Source organism: Lentzea sp. NPDC036955 (assembly GCF_055608005.1).
Genome location: NZ_JBVJRC010000015.1, coordinates 171,296 through 187,163 on the forward strand (window position 1 = coordinate 171,296; position 15,868 = coordinate 187,163).

The following is a 15,868-nucleotide window of genomic DNA, read 5'->3' on the forward strand; positions in this document are numbered from 1 at the left end:
TCGCGTGAGTGCCGAGTCTGTTTTCCCCAGGTTGGAGCCCCTGCTGCCGCGGATCTCCAAGCCGGTGCAGTACGTCGGCGGGGAGCTCAACGCGACCGTCAAGGACTGGGACGAGGCGTCCGTGCGCTGGGCGTTGATGTACCCGGACGCGTACGAGGTCGGGCTGCCCAACCAGGGCGTCATGATCCTCTACGAGATCCTCAACGAGCTCCCGGACGTGCTCGCCGAGCGCACGTACGCCGTGTGGCCGGACCTCGAAGCGCTGATGCGCGAGCACGGGGTGCCGCAGTTCACGGTCGACGGGCACCGGCCGCTGAAGGCGTTCGACCTGATGGGCATCAGCTTCGCCACGGAGCTGGGCTACACGAACATGCTCACGGCGCTGGACCTCGCGGGCGTCCCGCTGCACGCCGCCGACCGCACCGAGGACGACCCGATCGTGGTCGCCGGTGGGCACGCGGCGTTCAACCCGGAACCGATCGCGGACTTCGTCGACGCGGCGGTGCTGGGCGACGGTGAGGAAGCCGTCCTCGAGATCACCGAGATCGTCAAGAACTGGAAGGCCGAGGGCCGCCCCGGTGGCCGCGACGAGGTGCTGACCCGCCTGGCCGAGACCGGCGGCGTCTACATCCCGCGGTTCTACGACGTGGAGTACCTGCCGGACGGCCGCATCCAGCGCGTGGTGCCCAACCGCGACCGGGTGCCGTACCGCGTCTTCAAGCGGACCACGATGGACCTCGACGCGTGGCCGTACCCGAAGCAGCCGCTGGTGCCGCTCGCCGAGAGCGTCCACGAGCGGATGAGCGTCGAGATCTTCCGCGGCTGCACCCGCGGCTGCCGCTTCTGCCAGGCCGGCATGATCACCCGCCCGGTGCGCGAGCGGTCCATCGAGGGCATCGGCGCCATGGTCCAGAAGGGCCTGGAGGCGACCGGTTTCGAGGAGGTCGGCCTGCTGTCGCTGTCCAGTGCGGACCACAGCGAGATCGCCGAGATCACCAAGGGCCTCGCCGACCGCTACGAGGGCACCAACACGGGCCTGAGCCTGCCGAGCACCCGCGTCGACGCGTTCAACATCGACCTCGCGAACGAGCTGTCCCGCAACGGACGGCGCTCGGGCCTCACCTTCGCGCCCGAGGGCGGCAGCGAGCGGATGCGGCGCGTCATCAACAAGATGGTGTCCGAAGAGGACCTCATCAGAACGGTGTCGGCGGCGTTCTCCAACGGCTGGCGGCAGGTGAAGCTGTACTTCATGTGCGGGCTGCCCACCGAGGAGGACGAGGACGTCCTGCAGATCGCCGAGATGGCCAAGAACGTCATCCGCGCCGGCCGCCAGGCCAGTGGCCGCAACGACGTCCGCTGCACCATCTCGATCGGCGGGTTCGTGCCCAAGCCGCACACGCCGTTCCAGTGGGCCCCGCAGTGCGACCCGGACGTCGTGGACGACCGGCTGCGCAAGCTCCGCGAGGCCGTCAACGCCGACCGCAGCCTCGGCCGCAACATCGGCATGCGCTACCACGACGGCAAGCCCAGCCTCATCGAAGGCCTGCTCAGCCGCGGTGACCGCCGCATCGGCAAGGTCATCGAGGCGGTGTGGCGCGACGGTGGCCGGTTCGACGGCTGGAGCGAGCACTTCTCCTACGAGCGCTGGACCACGATGGCCGCGCGCGAGCTGGAGCCGCTCGGCGTCGACCTCGCCTGGTTCACCACCCGCGAGCGCGAGGAGCTGGAGGTCCTGCCCTGGGACCACCTCGACTCGGGCCTCGACAAGGAGTGGCTCTGGGCCGACTGGCAGGACGCGCTCGACGAGCGCGAGCAGGACGACTGCCGCTGGACCCCGTGCTTCGACTGCGGCGTGTGCCCCGCGATGGGCACCGACATCGAGGTCGGCCCGACGGGCCGCAAACTGCTGCCGATCTCCCCGGTCGGCGTCGGTTCGCCGGTGAAGAACCCGGCGCTCACCTCGAAGTGAACCACCCCGTGTCCTGAACGACGCCCCTGCTGCTCGAAGTAGCGGGGGCGTCGTTCAGTGCGGAAACGGGACCGTCCGTGGCCTGCGACGTCACCTCGTGACGGCGGCCAGCGCGTCCACCAGACCGTGTCCGTAGAACGAGTTGTACTCCGAGTACCCGGTGCAGAACGCGTCCTGCACCCCGGTCCCGTACAGGTCGTAGTCCGCCGGGCACGCCAGCGTCGTGGCCTGCACGTTCAGCATCCGGCCCAGCTGCAGCGCGTCGGCCTCCGGGTGGGCCGAGGCGATCAGCGCCGCCACCCCGGCCGCGTGCGGCGCCGCCATCGACGTGCCGCACGAGTAGTCGTAGCCGGACGGCACCGTCGACAGCACGCACCCGCCGGGGGACCGCGAGTCGCCACCGGGCGCCGTCACGTCGATCGCCCCCAGGCCGTACGAGCTGTACGAGGACTTGGTCTTGGTCGCGTCCACCGCCGACACGCCGACGACGTTCTTCAGCTGCACCGGCAGCACCACGCACGACGGGTCCACGGGCCGGGTCTGCGCCTCGCCGTTCGTCGGCGACACCGAGTCACGGCCCGGCCGCGACAGGTCGGCGGCGTTGTTGCCCGCGGCGGCGACGGTCAGCACGTTGCGCGAGGTCGCGTGGTCCACGGCACGCCGCACGGCCTCGTAGACGACCCGCTGACCCGGCGCGTTCTGGCACGTGAACAGGTACGGGTCGATGAAGTAGCTGTTGTTCGTGATGGTCATGCCCTGCGCGGCGGCCCACATGAAGCCGCACACCGCGTACTCGGGGTAGATGAACCCGTCGTCGTCGACGACCTTCACGGACGCGATGCGCACGCCGGGCGCCACGCCCGTGATGCCGCGGCCGTCGTTGGCCGCCGCGATCGTGCCGGCGACGTGCGTGCCGTGTGCCGACGTGGTCGGTGCCCAAGCCGCGGGGGAGGGGTCGGGCTTGCCGGTCAGGCAGCCCGCGGACAGTTCCGGTGCCAGCGCCGCGGCCAGGTCGGGGTGCCGGGCGACGCCCGAGTCGAGCACCCCGACCACCACGGACCGCGAACCGGTCGTGATCGAGTGCGCCGCCGGGGCGTTGATGAGATCCATGTCCCACTGCTCGCTCGACCGGGCGCCGGCGGGCTGCAGCAGCTCGGTGTCGTCCTTCTTGCGCTTCACCGTGCGCTTGGAGGCACCCTCGGCCTGGGCGCTGTAGGCGCGCTGCGGGCCGATCAGCCGGAGGAACGACGGGTCCGGTGACGTGGCCACGGCGACCGCGATCTCCGGGTAGTACACGGTGGTGGTGCCACACGCCCCAGCAATTTCCGACTGCGCCGTAGCAGGGGTCGTGAGCTGCGGGAACACCACGAGGTAGCGCAGCAGCGGACCCGGCTGGGTGCAGCTGGTGAGCACCGGCTCGGCGCCGGCGGGCGTGGACGCCACCAGTCCTGCGGCGAGCAGCGCGGTGGTCACCGCAGCCGCCCGTGCGCGGTGGAGCAGAGGCACCAGGGACCTCCAGGTTGGCGGGGCGTCCGGTCAGCCGGACCGTAACCACGCGCAACGATCTAGACAAGCTGAACGTCCTGAATCAAGTTCACGGTACCGTCCTACTGGACGAACAGCCTGCGCCGATGGGACCGCTCACCCGTCAGGCCCACCCGTGGGGAGCACCACTGAGCCGCCACCAGCCCAACAACCCGTCGGCAGCAGCCGTGCAGAAACTGCGCCTCCGCTACACCAAGCGGGGGAGGCTGCGCTTCACGTCGCACCGCGACATCGCTCGTACGTTCGAACGAGCACTGCGCAGGGCCGGCGTACCCATGGCGTACTCGCAGGGCTTCAGCCCTCACCCGAAGGTGTCGTGGGTCGGCGCGGCGCCGACCGGCGTCGCCAGCGAGGCGGAGTACGTCGAGGTGTCCGTGGTCGAGCAGGTCGACCCGGCGGCGCTGAAGCTCGCTCTCGACGCGGCGCTGCCACCCGGCATCGACGTGGTCGAGGTCGTGCAGGCCCGCGGGGGCAACCTCACCGAGCGGATCGACGCGAGCGAATGGCGGATCGAGCTCGATGGCGTCGACCCCGCTGAGCTCGCGAAGGCGGTCGAGCTCCTGCTCTCCGCCGAACGGGTGGAGGTCGAGCGGCTCACGAAGAACGGCGTGAAGACGGTCGACGTCCGGCCTGCGGTCGTGTCGGCACAGGTCGGGCCACGTTCGAGCGACGCCGGACACGATGACGCCGCAATGTCACCACCGTGTGGGATACTCATGACGGTCGTTCGGCAGGTAACGCCTACCGTCCGACCCGACGACGTGCTGAATGCGCTTCGTGTCGTCGCCGATCTCGTGCCACCGGTTCCTGCGAGAGCAATCCGGATGGCGCAGGGACGGCTCGACGACGAAGGCAGGCTGGCGGACCCGCTCCAGCAGGACAGAGAGTCCTGACGAGCGCCGGAACGCCGGTCAGCGACGCAAACAGGAGGAGCGGCGCTGGAGGCGGCGTCGTCGTGGGACCTGCGCAAGCGTGCGCCCGCTGAGGCGTCACGCCGCTGCGCGCGAGGCAAGGATTCCCGCCGCGAGCATGCGGTGGAGAGAGACAAGAGAGGCCCCTGCGCGGCCGCGTCCTCACGGGACGCGCCCGGGGGTGGAGGAGCTGCATGTCGAACACGGAAAAGCCCGCCGGTGCGACCGGCGGGCAGGGTGTGGTTTCCGCACGCCCTGAGCTGGCCGATCTGCCCGACAAGCTGCGGGTGCACGCCTTGGCCAAACTGCTGGACGTCAGCAGCAAGGACGTGATGACGGCGCTGGCCGACCTCGGTGAGGTCGCGCGCAGTGCGCAGTCGAGCGTGAGCCGCGACGTCGCGCTGAAGGTCGCAGAGACCCTGCTGGACTGGGACGACGTCGTCACCGGTGAGATCACCGAGGACTACGAGGCCCCGGCGGTCCCCGCGTTCGAGGCCCCGGCGCTCGCGCCGGTCTTCGCCGCGCCGAGCGCGGTCTTCCTGCCGCCGACGCCGATCGAGCGGCCCAAGGCGTCCGCCTCGCCGTTCGTCGTCGAGCAGGAGCCGGTCGAGGACGAGAAGTCGGTGGGCGAGCTCGCCGCCGACGAGCTCGACGCCGCCGAGGCCGCCGACGTCGACGCGGACACCGACGGCGACATCGACGTCGACGGTGACGACGAGGGCGAGGGCCGTCGCCGGCGCCGCCGCGGTCGTCGTGGCCGTGGCCGCGGCAAGGGCGCGGATGCCGAGAACGGCGGTGAGGACGGCGACGACACCCAGTCCGAGGACGCCGAGGCGCCCGCGGAGGGTGCCGACGCCGACGACACCGCCGAGGACGAGGGTGACGAGGGCTCGACCCGCCGTCGCCGCCGTCGCCGCCGCCGCAAGACCGGCGCGGACGAGGACGTGTCGTCCGAGGACGACCCGCCGAACACGGTCGTGCACGTGCGCGAGGTGCGCGACGAGAAGGCCGACGACGCCGCCCAGAGCGAGGCCGCGCGCAGCGAGGTCCGCAGCATCCGCGGCTCGACGCGTCTGGAGGCCAAGCGCCAGCGCCGCCGCGACGGCCGCGAGGCCGGCCGCCGCCGCGCCCCGGTGCTGACCGAGGCCGAGTTCCTGGCCCGCCGCGAGGCCGTGGCCCGCACGATGGTCGTCCGCGAGCACGGCGACCGCACCCAGATCGGCGTGCTGGAAGACGGCGTGCTGGTCGAGCACTTCGTCACGTCGTCGGGCTCCGGCTCGATCGTCGGCAACGTGTACCTCGGCCGTGTGCAGAACGTGCTGCCGAGCATGGAGGCCGCGTTCATCGACATCGGCCGCGGCCGCAACGCCGTGCTCTACGCCGGTGAGGTCGACTGGGACGCCGCCGGTCTCGAGGGCAAGTCCCGCAAGATCGAGCAGGCGCTCTCCAGCGGCGACTCGGTGCTCGTCCAGGTCACGAAGGACCCGGTCGGCCACAAGGGCGCCCGCCTGACCACCCAGATCAGCCTGCCCGGCCGCTTCCTGGTGTACGTGCCGGGCGGCGGTGCCACGGGCATCAGCCGCAAGCTGCCCGACAACGAGCGCAAGCGCCTCAAGGACATCCTCAAGCGGGTCGTCCCCGAGGACGCCGGCGTGATCATCCGCACCGCGTCGGAGGGCATCTCCGAGGAGGAGCTGGCGCGCGACGTCACCCGCCTGCAGGCGCAGTGGAAGGTCATCAAGGAGAAGTCCGCCAGCACCTCCACCAAGGCGCCGACGCTGCTCTACGAGGAGCCGGACCTGCTGGTGAAGGTCGTCCGCGACCTGTTCACCGAGGACTTCGCGCAGCTCGTCGTCCAGGGCGACGAGGCGTGGGACGTCATCGACGGCTACGTCCGCCACGTGGCGCCGGACCTGCAGGACCGCCTGAAGAAGCACGTCGGCAACAACGACGCGTTCGTCGAGTACCGCATCGACGAGCAGCTGATGAAGGCGCTGGACCGCAAGGTCTGGCTGCCCTCGGGCGGCTACCTGATCATCGACCGCACCGAGGCGATGACGGTCATCGACGTCAACACCGGCAAGTTCACCGGGTCGGGCGGCAACCTCGAGGAGACCGTCACCCGCAACAACCTGGAGTCGGCGGAGGAGATCGTCCGCCAGCTCCGGTTGCGCGACATCGGCGGCATCATCGTCATCGACTTCATCGACATGGTCCTGGAGTCGAACCGCGACCTGGTGCTGCGCCGCCTGACCGAGTGCCTCGGCCGCGACCGCACCCGCCACCAGGTCGCCGAGGTCACCTCGCTGGGCCTGGTGCAGATGACCCGCAAGCGGGTCGGCACCGGCCTGCTGGAGGCGTTCAGCCAGACGTGTGAGCACTGCCGCGGCCGTGGCGTCGTCGTGTCGACCGAGCCGGTGCACTCGCACGGCGGTGGCGGCGGCAACGGTGGCCAGCAGCAGCAGTCGCAGGGCGGTGGCCGCAAGTCGCGCCGCAACAAGGGCGGCGACCAGGCCGCGGAGACCACCGAGGTGGTGGAGGCGGCCGTCGAGGCCCCCGAAGCGCCGGTCGAGCCGCAGGTCGTGGAGCCGGCCGAGCCCGAGGACACCTCCGAGGACGCCGTCGCGGCCGACCAGGAGCACGAGGGCCACGGCCGTCGCCGCCGCCGTCGTCGTGGCCGCGACAAGGAGCCGCAGGCCGTTGTCGACGCGGTCGTCGTCGAGGAGCAGGCGCTCAACGGCGACGTGCCGCACGAGGTCGCCGAGGACCCCGAGCCGGTCGAGATCGACCCGGTCGTCGAGCCCGAAGCGGTCGCCGAGCCTGCCCCGGTCGTCGAGTCGGCCCCGGTCGTCGAGCCTGAGGCGGCCGTCGAGCCCGAGGTGGTCGAGGAGACCGCGGCGGAGCTCGTCGAGCCGGTCGCCCCGGAACCCGTGAAGCCGGTCGTGACCGGCCGCATCGGCTCCCAGCTGGCCAAGCCGGTGGCCGAGCCCGAGCAGGAGGCCGTCGCGGCCCCGCAGCCGGTCTCGGCACCCGAGCCCGTCGCGCCGGTCGCCGTGCAGCCTCCCGCGGCCCGTCCGCGGCGTCGTGCGGCCAAGCGCGCCGCCGGTGCCCCGCCGGCCGTCGAGGCGCCCCCCGTGGTGGTCGCCGAGGTCCCGAAGCAGCCCGAGGTCCAGCTGCCCGCTCCGGTGGTCACCACCACCCGCAGGCGCCGTGCCGTGTCGCGGCCCGCGGGCCCGCCGGTCCAGGAGGACTGAGGTCAGCAACCGTCGAACCGGGGTCGCTCACGCGGCCCCGGTTCTGCGTTGTCAGGGGTGCGCGACCGCACCTGTGAGGGACCGCACAGCCTGCGGAAACAGGTTCAGGGGACCCCAGTTTGCTCCGGGCGCACCCACTCCCGTAACCTTGTCTGCGGCCCGCCATCCGACGGGTCCTGTCGTGTGCCTCCTCTGCTGGTTTCTCGCAGACGGTTTGGCGCATGGCCCGTCACCATCGAGTAGCAGGAGACTTCCGTCCTGATGTACGCGATCGTCAAGACCGGCGGCAAGCAGTACAAGGTCGCTGTCGGCGACATCGTCGAGGTCGAGAAGCTCGAGGGCGAGCCGGGCACCGAAATCTCCCTCCAGACGCTGCTCGTGGTCGACGGCACTGACGTCACCGCTGACGCGGCGGCCCTGGAGAAGTTCTCGGTGACCGGCAAGGTCGTCGAGCACACCAAGGGCCCGAAGATCCGCATCCACAAGTTCAAGAACAAGACCGGGTACCACAAGCGGCAGGGTCACCGTCAGAAGTTGACCCGCGTCGAGGTCACCGGCATCACCGGTAAGTGAGGACCTGACTTCTCATGGCACACAAAAAGGGTGCATCCAGTTCCCGCAACGGCCGTGACTCCAACCCCCAGTACCTGGGTGTGAAGCGGTTCGGCGGTCAGGTCGTCAAGGCCGGCGAGATCCTGATCCGCCAGCGCGGCACCAAGTTCCACCCCGGCGTCGGTGTGGGCATCGGCAAGGACGACACGCTGTTCGCCCTGCTGCCGGGTGCGGTGGAGTTCGGCACGAAGCGCGGTCGCAAGACCGTCAACATCGTTCCGGTCGCGGTCTGAGGATCGTTTCCGCAACGTAGCTAGACCTCGGCGAGGGGCGGGACCGGTCATCCGGCACCGCCCCTCGTCGCTTGTTCCAGAACTTTGAGAGGAAGTAGTTCCGTGGCTCGTTTTGTTGACCGGGTGGTGATCCACGCTGCCGCCGGCAACGGGGGCAACGGCTGTGCTTCCGTGCACCGCGAGAAGTTCAAGCCCCTCGGCGGCCCGGACGGCGGCAACGGGGGCAGTGGCGGCAACGTCATCCTCGTCGTCGACTCGCAGGTGCACACCCTGCTGGACTTCCACTTCCGCCCGCACGCCTCCGCCACCAACGGCAAGGCGGGCGCGGGTGCGAACCGCGACGGCGCGAACGGCGAGGACCTGGTCCTGCGCGTCCCGGACGGCACGGTCGTGCTGACCGAGGACGGCGAGGTCGTCGCGGACCTCGTCGGCGAGGGCACCCAGCTGATCGCCGCCGCCGGTGGCCGGGGCGGCCTGGGCAACGCGTCGCTCGCGTCCAAGGCGCGCAAGGCCCCCGGCTTCGCGCTGCTCGGCGAGCCCGGTGAGACCCGCGACCTGGTGCTGGAGCTCAAGTCCGTCGCGGACGTCGGTCTGCTCGGCTTCCCGTCGGCCGGCAAGTCGTCGCTGATCTCGGTGCTCTCCGCCGCGAAGCCGAAGATCGCCGACTACCCGTTCACCACGCTGGTGCCGAACCTCGGCGTGATCACCGCGGGCGACACCGTCTTCACGATGGCCGACGTCCCCGGCCTGATCCCCGGCGCCTCGCAGGGCAAGGGCCTCGGCCTGGACTTCCTGCGCCACATCGAGCGCACCGCCGTTCTCGCGCACGTCGTCGACTGCGCCACGTACGAACCGGGCCGCGACCCGATCGCGGACATCGACGCGCTGGAGAAGGAGCTCTCGGAGTACACGCCGTCGCTGGGCGGCAACTTCGAGGACCGCCCGCGCGTGGTGATCCTCAACAAGGTCGACATCCCGGACGCGCAGGACCTCGCCGACATCGTCCGCCCGGAGATCGAGGCCCGCGGCCTGCCGGTCTTCGAGGTGTCGACCGTGTCCCGCCAGGGTCTGCGCGAGCTGACGTTCAAGCTGGCCGAGGTCGTGCGCGAGTACCGCGCGGCCCAGCCGAAGAAGGAGTCGACCCGAATCGTGCTGCGGCCGACCGCCGTGGACGACCAGGGCTTCACCGTGACCGAGGACCCCTCGGTCGAGGGTGGCTTCATCGTGAAGGGCGAACGCCCCGAGCGCTGGATCCGCCAGACCGACTTCTCCAACGACGAAGCCGTCGGTTACCTCGCGGACCGCCTCAACAGGCTGGGCGTCGAGGACAAGCTCGTGAAGATGGGCGCCGTTCCCGGCTGCCAGGTCACCATCGGCGACCTGGTCTTCGACTGGGAGCCGACCACCCCGGCCGGCATCGCGATGACGATGACCGGACGTGGCACGGACGCCCGTCTTGAGCGCAACGACCGCATCGGCGCCCACGAGCGCAAGGCCCTGAAGAAGGCCCGCCGCGCGCCCGGCGCCGGTGACGACGGTGACGACTTCGACGAGGAGTGAACCCGTGACGGCCCCCGTGGTCTCACCAGCTCGCACCGCGGTCGCCTCGGCGAACCGCATCGTGGTCAAGGTCGGGTCTTCCTCCCTGACCACAGCGGAAGGGGGGCTCGACCCGGCGCGTCTCGACGCGCTGGTCGACGCCCTCGCCGCGCGGTGTGCGGCGGGCAGCCAGGTCGTGCTCGTGTCCTCCGGCGCGATCGCCGCTGGCCTGGCGCCGTTGAAGATCTCCCGCCGCCCGCGCGACCTCGCCACCCAGCAGGCCGCGGCGAGCGTCGGCCAGCTCACGCTCGCGCACGCGTACGCGAACTCGTTCGGCCGGTACGCGCTGACCGTCGGCCAGGTGCTGCTGACGGCGGACGACGTGGTGCGCCGTGCCCACTACCGCAACGCCCAGCGCACGTTCGACCGCCTGCTCGCCCTCGGTGCGGTGCCGGTCGTGAACGAGAACGACACCGTTGCCACCGAGGAGATCCGCTTCGGCGACAACGACCGCCTCGCCGCGCTGGTGGCGCACCTCGTCGGCGCGGACGCGTTGTTCCTGCTGTCCGATGTGGACGCGCTGTACTCCGGTGACCCGCGTCAGCCCGGTGCGGTGCGCATCTCCGAGGTCGCGTCCGCCGCGGACGTGGACGGTGTGCGGGCCGGGAGCGTCGGCGCGTCCGGCCTGGGCACCGGTGGCATGGCCTCCAAGCTCGCCGCGGCACGGCTGGCGTCCTCCGCAGGCATCCCGGTGCTGCTGACCGGCGCCACCGAGGCCCACCGCGCGCTGACCTCCGCCGACGTCGGCACCGCTTTCGCCGCAACGGGTTCACGGCTCACTGCCCGCCGCTTCTGGCTCGGGTACGCCACCGACGCCAACGGCCGCCTGCACCTCGACGACGGCGCTGTCGCCGCTGTCGTGGGCCGGCGCCGGTCGCTGCTGGCCGCGGGCATCACCGGTGTGGACGGCGACTTCGACGCGGGTGACGTCGTCGAGCTGGTCAGCCTCGCCGGTGACGTGGTGGCCCGCGGTGTCGTGGGCTACGACTCGGCGGAGCTGCCGTCGGTGATCGGCCGCAAGTCCCACGACCTGCCCGCGGAACAACGCCGCGAGGTCGTGCACGCCGACGACCTGGTGCCGCTGCACCGCTAGCCTCGGTCGCATGGCCCGGATGCACGACGTCGTCATCGACTGCGCCCACCCCGCCTCGCTCGCCAGGTTCTGGGCGGCGGTGCTGGACGACCACGAGCTCGCGCCGTACACCGATGAAGAGCTGGAACGGTTGCGCGGCAAGGGGATCACCGACCCCGAGGACGACCCGTCGGTGTTGCTGGACGGGTCGCCCCGGTTCTTCTTCAACCGCGTCCCGGAACCCAAGACCGGCAAGAACCGCGTGCACGTCGACCTGTGGTGCGACGACGTCGAGGCCGAGGTGGCCCGGCTCGTCGCCCTCGGCGCCGCGGTGATCAGCCGGGACGGCGTGTGGTTCGTGCTCGCCGACCCCGAGGGCAACGAGTTCTGCCTCAGCTCAACCGAACACCCCTTGTCTCCGGAAGGGTGAGGATCGCCAGGAACGTGATCACCGCCGCCACCGCCACGTACCAGAAGAACGTGGTGCCCGGCAGCGCCTGGATCACCAGCGGCGCCGTGCCACCGAACAGCGCGACCGTGAGGTTGTACCAGGCGCCGATCCCGAGCCCGCGCAGCTCCGTCGGGAACAGCTCGCTCATCAACGCCGGTGCGATCGACGTGATCGTCGTGTAGAGCCCCAGGCCCACGCAGAACACCACGAGCAGGTTCCCCAGCCCCGGCTGCACCAGCGCGGACAGCGGTACGATCAGCACCGCCGTCACCGCCGACCACACCAGGATCTGCGGCTTGCGCCCCACCCGGTCCGCCAGCCAGCCCATCGGGTACTGCAGGACGATGAACACACCGGTGGCGATCGACAACGCCAGGAACACGTCGACGTCGTCCGCACCGCGGGTCTTCACCGCGAACGGCGTCAGCGCCGAGAAGAACGTGTAGAAGCACAGCGTCGACAACAGCGTGAAGCCCACCAGCTGCCCGACCGCTTTGGGGTGCTCCCGCAGCGTGGTCAGCAACGGGTTCTTCAGCTTCTCCGCCTTCGCACGGTTCTCCTCGAACTGCTCGGTCTCCGGCAACGCCCGCCGCAGCCACAGCCCGATCAGCCCGAGCACGCCGCCGACCAGGAACGGCACCCGCCACCCGTAGGACGCCATCGCCGCCGCGTCGAGGCTGCGGCTGAGGAAGAACCCGAGCAGCGACGCCACCAGCACCGCGGCACCGGTCGAGATGTAGAAGAACGACGAGTACCGCCCGCGGTGGCTCGGCTTGGCGATCTCACCTAGGTACGCCGACGCGTTGGAGACCTCGCCGCCCAGCGCCATGCCCTGGGCGATCCGCGCCAGCACCAGCAGCGCCGGGGACAGCCACCCGACCTGCTCGAACGTCGGCAGCAACCCGATCACCACCGACCCGCCCGACATGAGCACGATCGTCAGCAGCATCGCGGTCCGCCGCCCGCGGACGTCCGCGAACCGGCCGAGCAGGTACCCGCCGAGCGGGCGGAAGAAGAAGGCCAGCGCGAACGTCGCGAACGTGCTCAGCAGGGCAGCGGCCTCGTTGCCCTTCGGGAAGATCTGCGTGGCGAAGTAGATGCTGAACGCGGTGTAGATGCCCCAGTCGTACCACTCGACCGCGTTGCCGGCCGAGGCCGCGACCAGCTTGCGCACGGGCAGTCGATGCGTTTCCGAAGTAACCGCCATGCGATCACCCTGTCACACAGCGCAATCCCCTGTGGGTGCGTCTCATCAGGCGGGGAGGGCGATACTCGTCGGCGTGCGATCCATTGGTTTGGTGACGTTGGTGGTCCGCGACTACGACGAGGCGATCCGCTTCTACGTGGACGGTCTCGGGTTCACGCTGGTCGAGGACACGCCACAGGGCGACAAGCGCTGGGTGGTGGTGTCGGCGGGCGACGGTGCGTCGTTGTTGTTGGCGGAGGCCACATCGGAGGAACAGGCCGCACGCGTCGGTGACCAGACCGGTGGCCGGGTCGGGTTCTTCCTCACCACCGACGACTTCGACCGCGACCACGCCCGCATGACCGCGTTCGGCGTGCGCTTCCTGGAGACGCCACGCGACGAGGTCTACGGCAAGGTGGCCGTGTTCGAAGACCTCTACGGCAACCGCTGGGACCTGCTTCAGCCCGCGCGGGCCTGACCGGGCGAGACGCCGACGACGCGTTTGAACGCCCGGCTGAACGCCGCCTCCGACTCGTAGCCCAGGCCGCGTGCGATCTCGCTGACCGTGGAGTCGCGGTCCTGCAAGCGGTTCATCGCCACGTGCATGCGCCACCGCGTCACGTACCGCATCGCCGACTCGCCGACCAGGCCGGTGAAGCGGGCCGCGAACGCCGAACGGGACATCGCGGTCCGCTGGGCGAGGCGGTCGACGGTCCACGGGTGCGCGGGATCGCGGTGGATCAACGCGAGCGCCCGGCCGATCTGCCGGTCCTGCAACGCGCCCAGCCACCCGGTGCGCGCCGCCGGGTCGTTCGCGAGCCAGGAGCGGATGGTCTGGATCACCAGCACGTCGGCAAGGCGGGTGATGACCGCCTCCCCGCCGGGGCGCAGCGTCCGCGCCTCGGCGGCCATCAGGTCGATGATCGCGCGCATGTCGTCGGCCTGGCGGACGTGCAGGACCTGCGGCAGCACCTCGACCAGGTGCTGGGCGGCCGGGTGGTCGAACCGCACCGTGCCGCACACCAGGTGCGTCACGCCGCCACCGCCGCCATGGCGCAGGATCGCGTAGTTGTCGGTCTCGAACTCGTGCGGCAAGGTCGTCACCACCGGCGACGCGGCGTCCGCGGTGCTGAACAGGCGGTGGCCCTGGCCGCCGGGCACCAGCAGGACGTCACCGGGGGCGAGGACGGTGGTCCCGCCGTCGGCCTCGACCTGGCAGCGACCGCTCGTGAGCACGTGGAACCACAGGCAGTCCGCCATGTCGGGCATCGTGAGGCCCCACGGCTCGGTCAGCTCGTTCCGGCAGTAGAAGGTGCCGGACATGCGCAGCAGGTGCAGGGCTTCGGCCAGCGCGTCCGTCATGCCCGTCATCCTGGACGATCGAGCAAAGCTGCGCGATGAACTGTCATTGAGAGTCCACGCTGATCGGGACAGGGTTGGCATCATGGACACCACCACGCTCATCGCAACCGCCGCAACCGGTCTGATGGCCGGCGTCTTCTTCGCGTTCTCCACCTCGGTGATGCCCGGTCTCGCGGACCTCCCGCCCGAACACGCCCGCGCGGCCATGCGGCGCCTGAACGCCCGCATCCAGAACCCGGTGTTCCTGCTCGTCTTCCTCGGTACCGCGGTGGTGTGCGGGATTGAGGTCGTCCAGGGGCGCCATGTCGGCGGCCTGCTTTACCTCGTCGGCGTGTTCGTGCTGACGATGGTCGTCAACGTGCCGATGAACAACCGTCTCGAACGGACCGACGACGCCTACTGGCCCGAGTACCTGCGCCGGTGGACGTTGTGGAACCACGTGCGCGGCGTCGCCGGTCTCGCCTCGGCGGTCACCCTGCCACTCGGACTTTGATGCCTTGCTTCGGTCGCATCGCCGCCAGGCTCACCGGTGTGACCCGCTGGGCGAGCAACACCGGTTTCGGCCGCTGCAGCAAAGCCTTCAGCATCACGGTCAGCTCCGTCACCGCGAGACCGGCACCGATGCACCGGTGCGGCCCGCCGCCGAACGGCAGGAACTCGTGCGGCGCGGGCTTGTGCTCCCAGCGGTCCGGGTCGAACCGCAGCGGATCCGGCCACACCTCGGGCAACCGGTGCGTGACGTACGGGCTGTACAGCAGGAAGGTGCCCTGTTCGATCCGCTTCCCGGCGAACTCGAAGTCCCGCGTCGCGGTCCGCGCCGACACCACCGCGGGCGGGTAGAGCCGCAGCGTCTCGTTCACGACGTTGCCGAGGAACTCGTCGTCCTCCGCCGCGCGCTCCCAGATCCCGTTGTGCCGCAACAGGTTGAACACCGACCACGCCATCGCGGCACTCGTCGTCTCGTACCCGGCGGCGATCAGCGTCACCACCTGGTCGCGCACCTCCAGGTCGCTCAGCCCGTCGTCACCCCCGCCGTGCACGAGCGCCGCGAGCACGTGGTCGTCCTCGGCCGTCCCCTTCTCCCGCGCCTCCTCGATCGCCCGGTACACCCGCGCGTCGACGGCCCGCCGCGCCCGCATCGCGTTGCGCCAGGCAGGGGCGTTCAGCCGGCGCAGCACCGTCACCACGGCCGGGTTGCGGTCGATCAGGTTGATCAGCACCTGCAGGTGCGCCCCGAAGAAGTCCGCGTCCCCGGCGAGCTCCGCCCCGAACAACGCCTCGATCGTGCTGCGCCGGATCGCCCGCCGGAACTCCTGGTAGACGTCGACCACCGCACCGGGCCGCCACGCGTCGAGCGCCGCCTCGGCGTTGGCCGCCATCACCGGTGCGTACCCGGCGATCCGCCGGTGCGCCAACGCCGGCTGCACGAGCCGGCGCCGCCGCCCGTGGTCCTCGCCGTCGCTGACGATCAACGACGTCGGCCCGTCGACCGGCACCAGCGACTGGAACGCCCGCTCCACCCCGAACAGCCCGGAGTTCGCGAACACGAACCGGTTCGCCTCCGGCCCGAGCAGGCAGGTGTACGGGCCCAGCCGCACGACCGGCCCGAACCGCCGGTGTGCCGCGAGGAGGAGCTCGGCCCGCCGGAACCGCACGACACCCGCAGTCATGCCG

The 15,868-nt window shown here is 70.8% G+C and carries 14 protein-coding genes; 10 read left to right on the forward strand and 4 right to left on the reverse strand.

The window, feature by feature from the left end:
• Window positions 1-4 precede the first annotated feature (4 nt).
• The gene (locus tag ACZ7CF_RS38755) at window positions 5-1,969 is read left to right on the forward strand and encodes a TIGR03960 family B12-binding radical SAM protein (RefSeq protein WP_360399376.1); all 1,965 of its coding nucleotides are present in this window, start codon (window positions 5-7) and stop codon (window positions 1,967-1,969) included.
• A 90-nt stretch (window positions 1,970-2,059) separates the two neighbouring features.
• Here ACZ7CF_RS38755 and ACZ7CF_RS38760 read toward each other — a convergent pair whose 3' ends face one another.
• Window positions 2,060-3,475 (reverse strand): S8 family peptidase, encoded by a 1,416-nt coding sequence (locus ACZ7CF_RS38760; protein ID WP_458433928.1) that lies wholly within the window; start codon window positions 3,473-3,475, stop codon window positions 2,060-2,062.
• A 206-nt stretch (window positions 3,476-3,681) separates the two neighbouring features.
• Here ACZ7CF_RS38760 and ACZ7CF_RS38765 point away from each other — a divergent pair, with 206 nt between their 5' ends.
• From ACZ7CF_RS38765 to ACZ7CF_RS38795, 7 genes are all read left to right on the forward strand, one after another.
• A complete protein-coding gene (locus ACZ7CF_RS38765) occupies window positions 3,682-4,407 on the forward strand; it encodes a TIGR03936 family radical SAM-associated protein (protein WP_360399586.1) in 726 nt (241 codons plus the stop codon).
• A 212-nt stretch (window positions 4,408-4,619) separates the two neighbouring features.
• Complete coding sequence (locus ACZ7CF_RS38770) at window positions 4,620-7,679, forward strand: translation initiation factor IF-2 N-terminal domain-containing protein (RefSeq protein WP_470372178.1); 3,060 nt, start codon at window positions 4,620-4,622, stop codon at window positions 7,677-7,679.
• A 261-nt stretch (window positions 7,680-7,940) separates the two neighbouring features.
• A complete protein-coding gene (gene rplU / locus ACZ7CF_RS38775; protein ID WP_030468121.1) occupies window positions 7,941-8,252 on the forward strand; it encodes a 50S ribosomal protein L21 in 312 nt (103 codons plus the stop codon).
• 14 nt (window positions 8,253-8,266) lie between these two features.
• Window positions 8,267-8,524, forward strand: a complete 258-nt coding sequence (gene rpmA, locus ACZ7CF_RS38780; RefSeq protein ID WP_053735607.1) for a 50S ribosomal protein L27 — start codon at window positions 8,267-8,269, stop codon at window positions 8,522-8,524.
• Between the two features lie 102 nt (window positions 8,525-8,626).
• Window positions 8,627-10,084 carry a GTPase ObgE gene (obgE, locus tag ACZ7CF_RS38785; protein ID WP_360399365.1) on the forward strand — a complete coding sequence of 486 codons (1,458 nt, stop codon included), beginning with the start codon at window positions 8,627-8,629 and terminating at the stop codon, window positions 10,082-10,084.
• A 4-nt stretch (window positions 10,085-10,088) separates the two neighbouring features.
• Entirely contained in the window at window positions 10,089-11,216 is a 1,128-nt protein-coding gene (gene proB, locus ACZ7CF_RS38790; RefSeq protein ID WP_470372179.1) for a glutamate 5-kinase, read from the forward strand.
• Window positions 11,217-11,226: 10 nt separating this feature from the next.
• The gene (locus tag ACZ7CF_RS38795; RefSeq protein WP_360399359.1) at window positions 11,227-11,625 is read left to right on the forward strand and encodes a VOC family protein; all 399 of its coding nucleotides are present in this window, start codon (window positions 11,227-11,229) and stop codon (window positions 11,623-11,625) included.
• Here the strand turns inward: ACZ7CF_RS38795 and ACZ7CF_RS38800 are convergent.
• Window positions 11,588-12,853, reverse strand: coding sequence for an MFS transporter (locus ACZ7CF_RS38800; RefSeq protein ID WP_360399356.1), 1,266 nt, complete (start codon window positions 12,851-12,853; stop codon window positions 11,588-11,590). The genes ACZ7CF_RS38795 and ACZ7CF_RS38800 overlap by 38 nt on opposite strands.
• A 73-nt stretch (window positions 12,854-12,926) precedes the next feature.
• Here ACZ7CF_RS38800 and ACZ7CF_RS38805 point away from each other — a divergent pair, with 73 nt between their 5' ends.
• On the forward strand, window positions 12,927-13,310 hold the full coding sequence (locus ACZ7CF_RS38805) for a VOC family protein (RefSeq protein ID WP_360399353.1): 384 nt from the start codon (window positions 12,927-12,929) through the stop codon (window positions 13,308-13,310).
• On the opposite strand, the gene ACZ7CF_RS38810 is transcribed toward ACZ7CF_RS38805, so the two are convergent.
• Complete coding sequence (locus ACZ7CF_RS38810) at window positions 13,292-14,194, reverse strand: AraC family transcriptional regulator (protein WP_458433925.1); 903 nt, start codon at window positions 14,192-14,194, stop codon at window positions 13,292-13,294. The two genes, ACZ7CF_RS38805 and ACZ7CF_RS38810, sit on opposite strands and share 19 nt — an antisense overlap.
• Between ACZ7CF_RS38810 and ACZ7CF_RS38815 the strand changes: the two genes are divergently transcribed.
• Window positions 14,193-14,687 (forward strand): anthrone oxygenase family protein, encoded by a 495-nt coding sequence (locus tag ACZ7CF_RS38815; RefSeq protein WP_470372180.1) that lies wholly within the window; start codon window positions 14,193-14,195, stop codon window positions 14,685-14,687. The genes ACZ7CF_RS38810 and ACZ7CF_RS38815 overlap by 2 nt on opposite strands.
• Here the strand turns inward: ACZ7CF_RS38815 and ACZ7CF_RS38820 are convergent.
• Window positions 14,665-15,864, reverse strand: coding sequence for a cytochrome P450 (locus tag ACZ7CF_RS38820; RefSeq protein ID WP_360399344.1), 1,200 nt, complete (start codon window positions 15,862-15,864; stop codon window positions 14,665-14,667). The two genes, ACZ7CF_RS38815 and ACZ7CF_RS38820, sit on opposite strands and share 23 nt — an antisense overlap.
• Window positions 15,865-15,868: the final 4 nt, after the last annotated feature.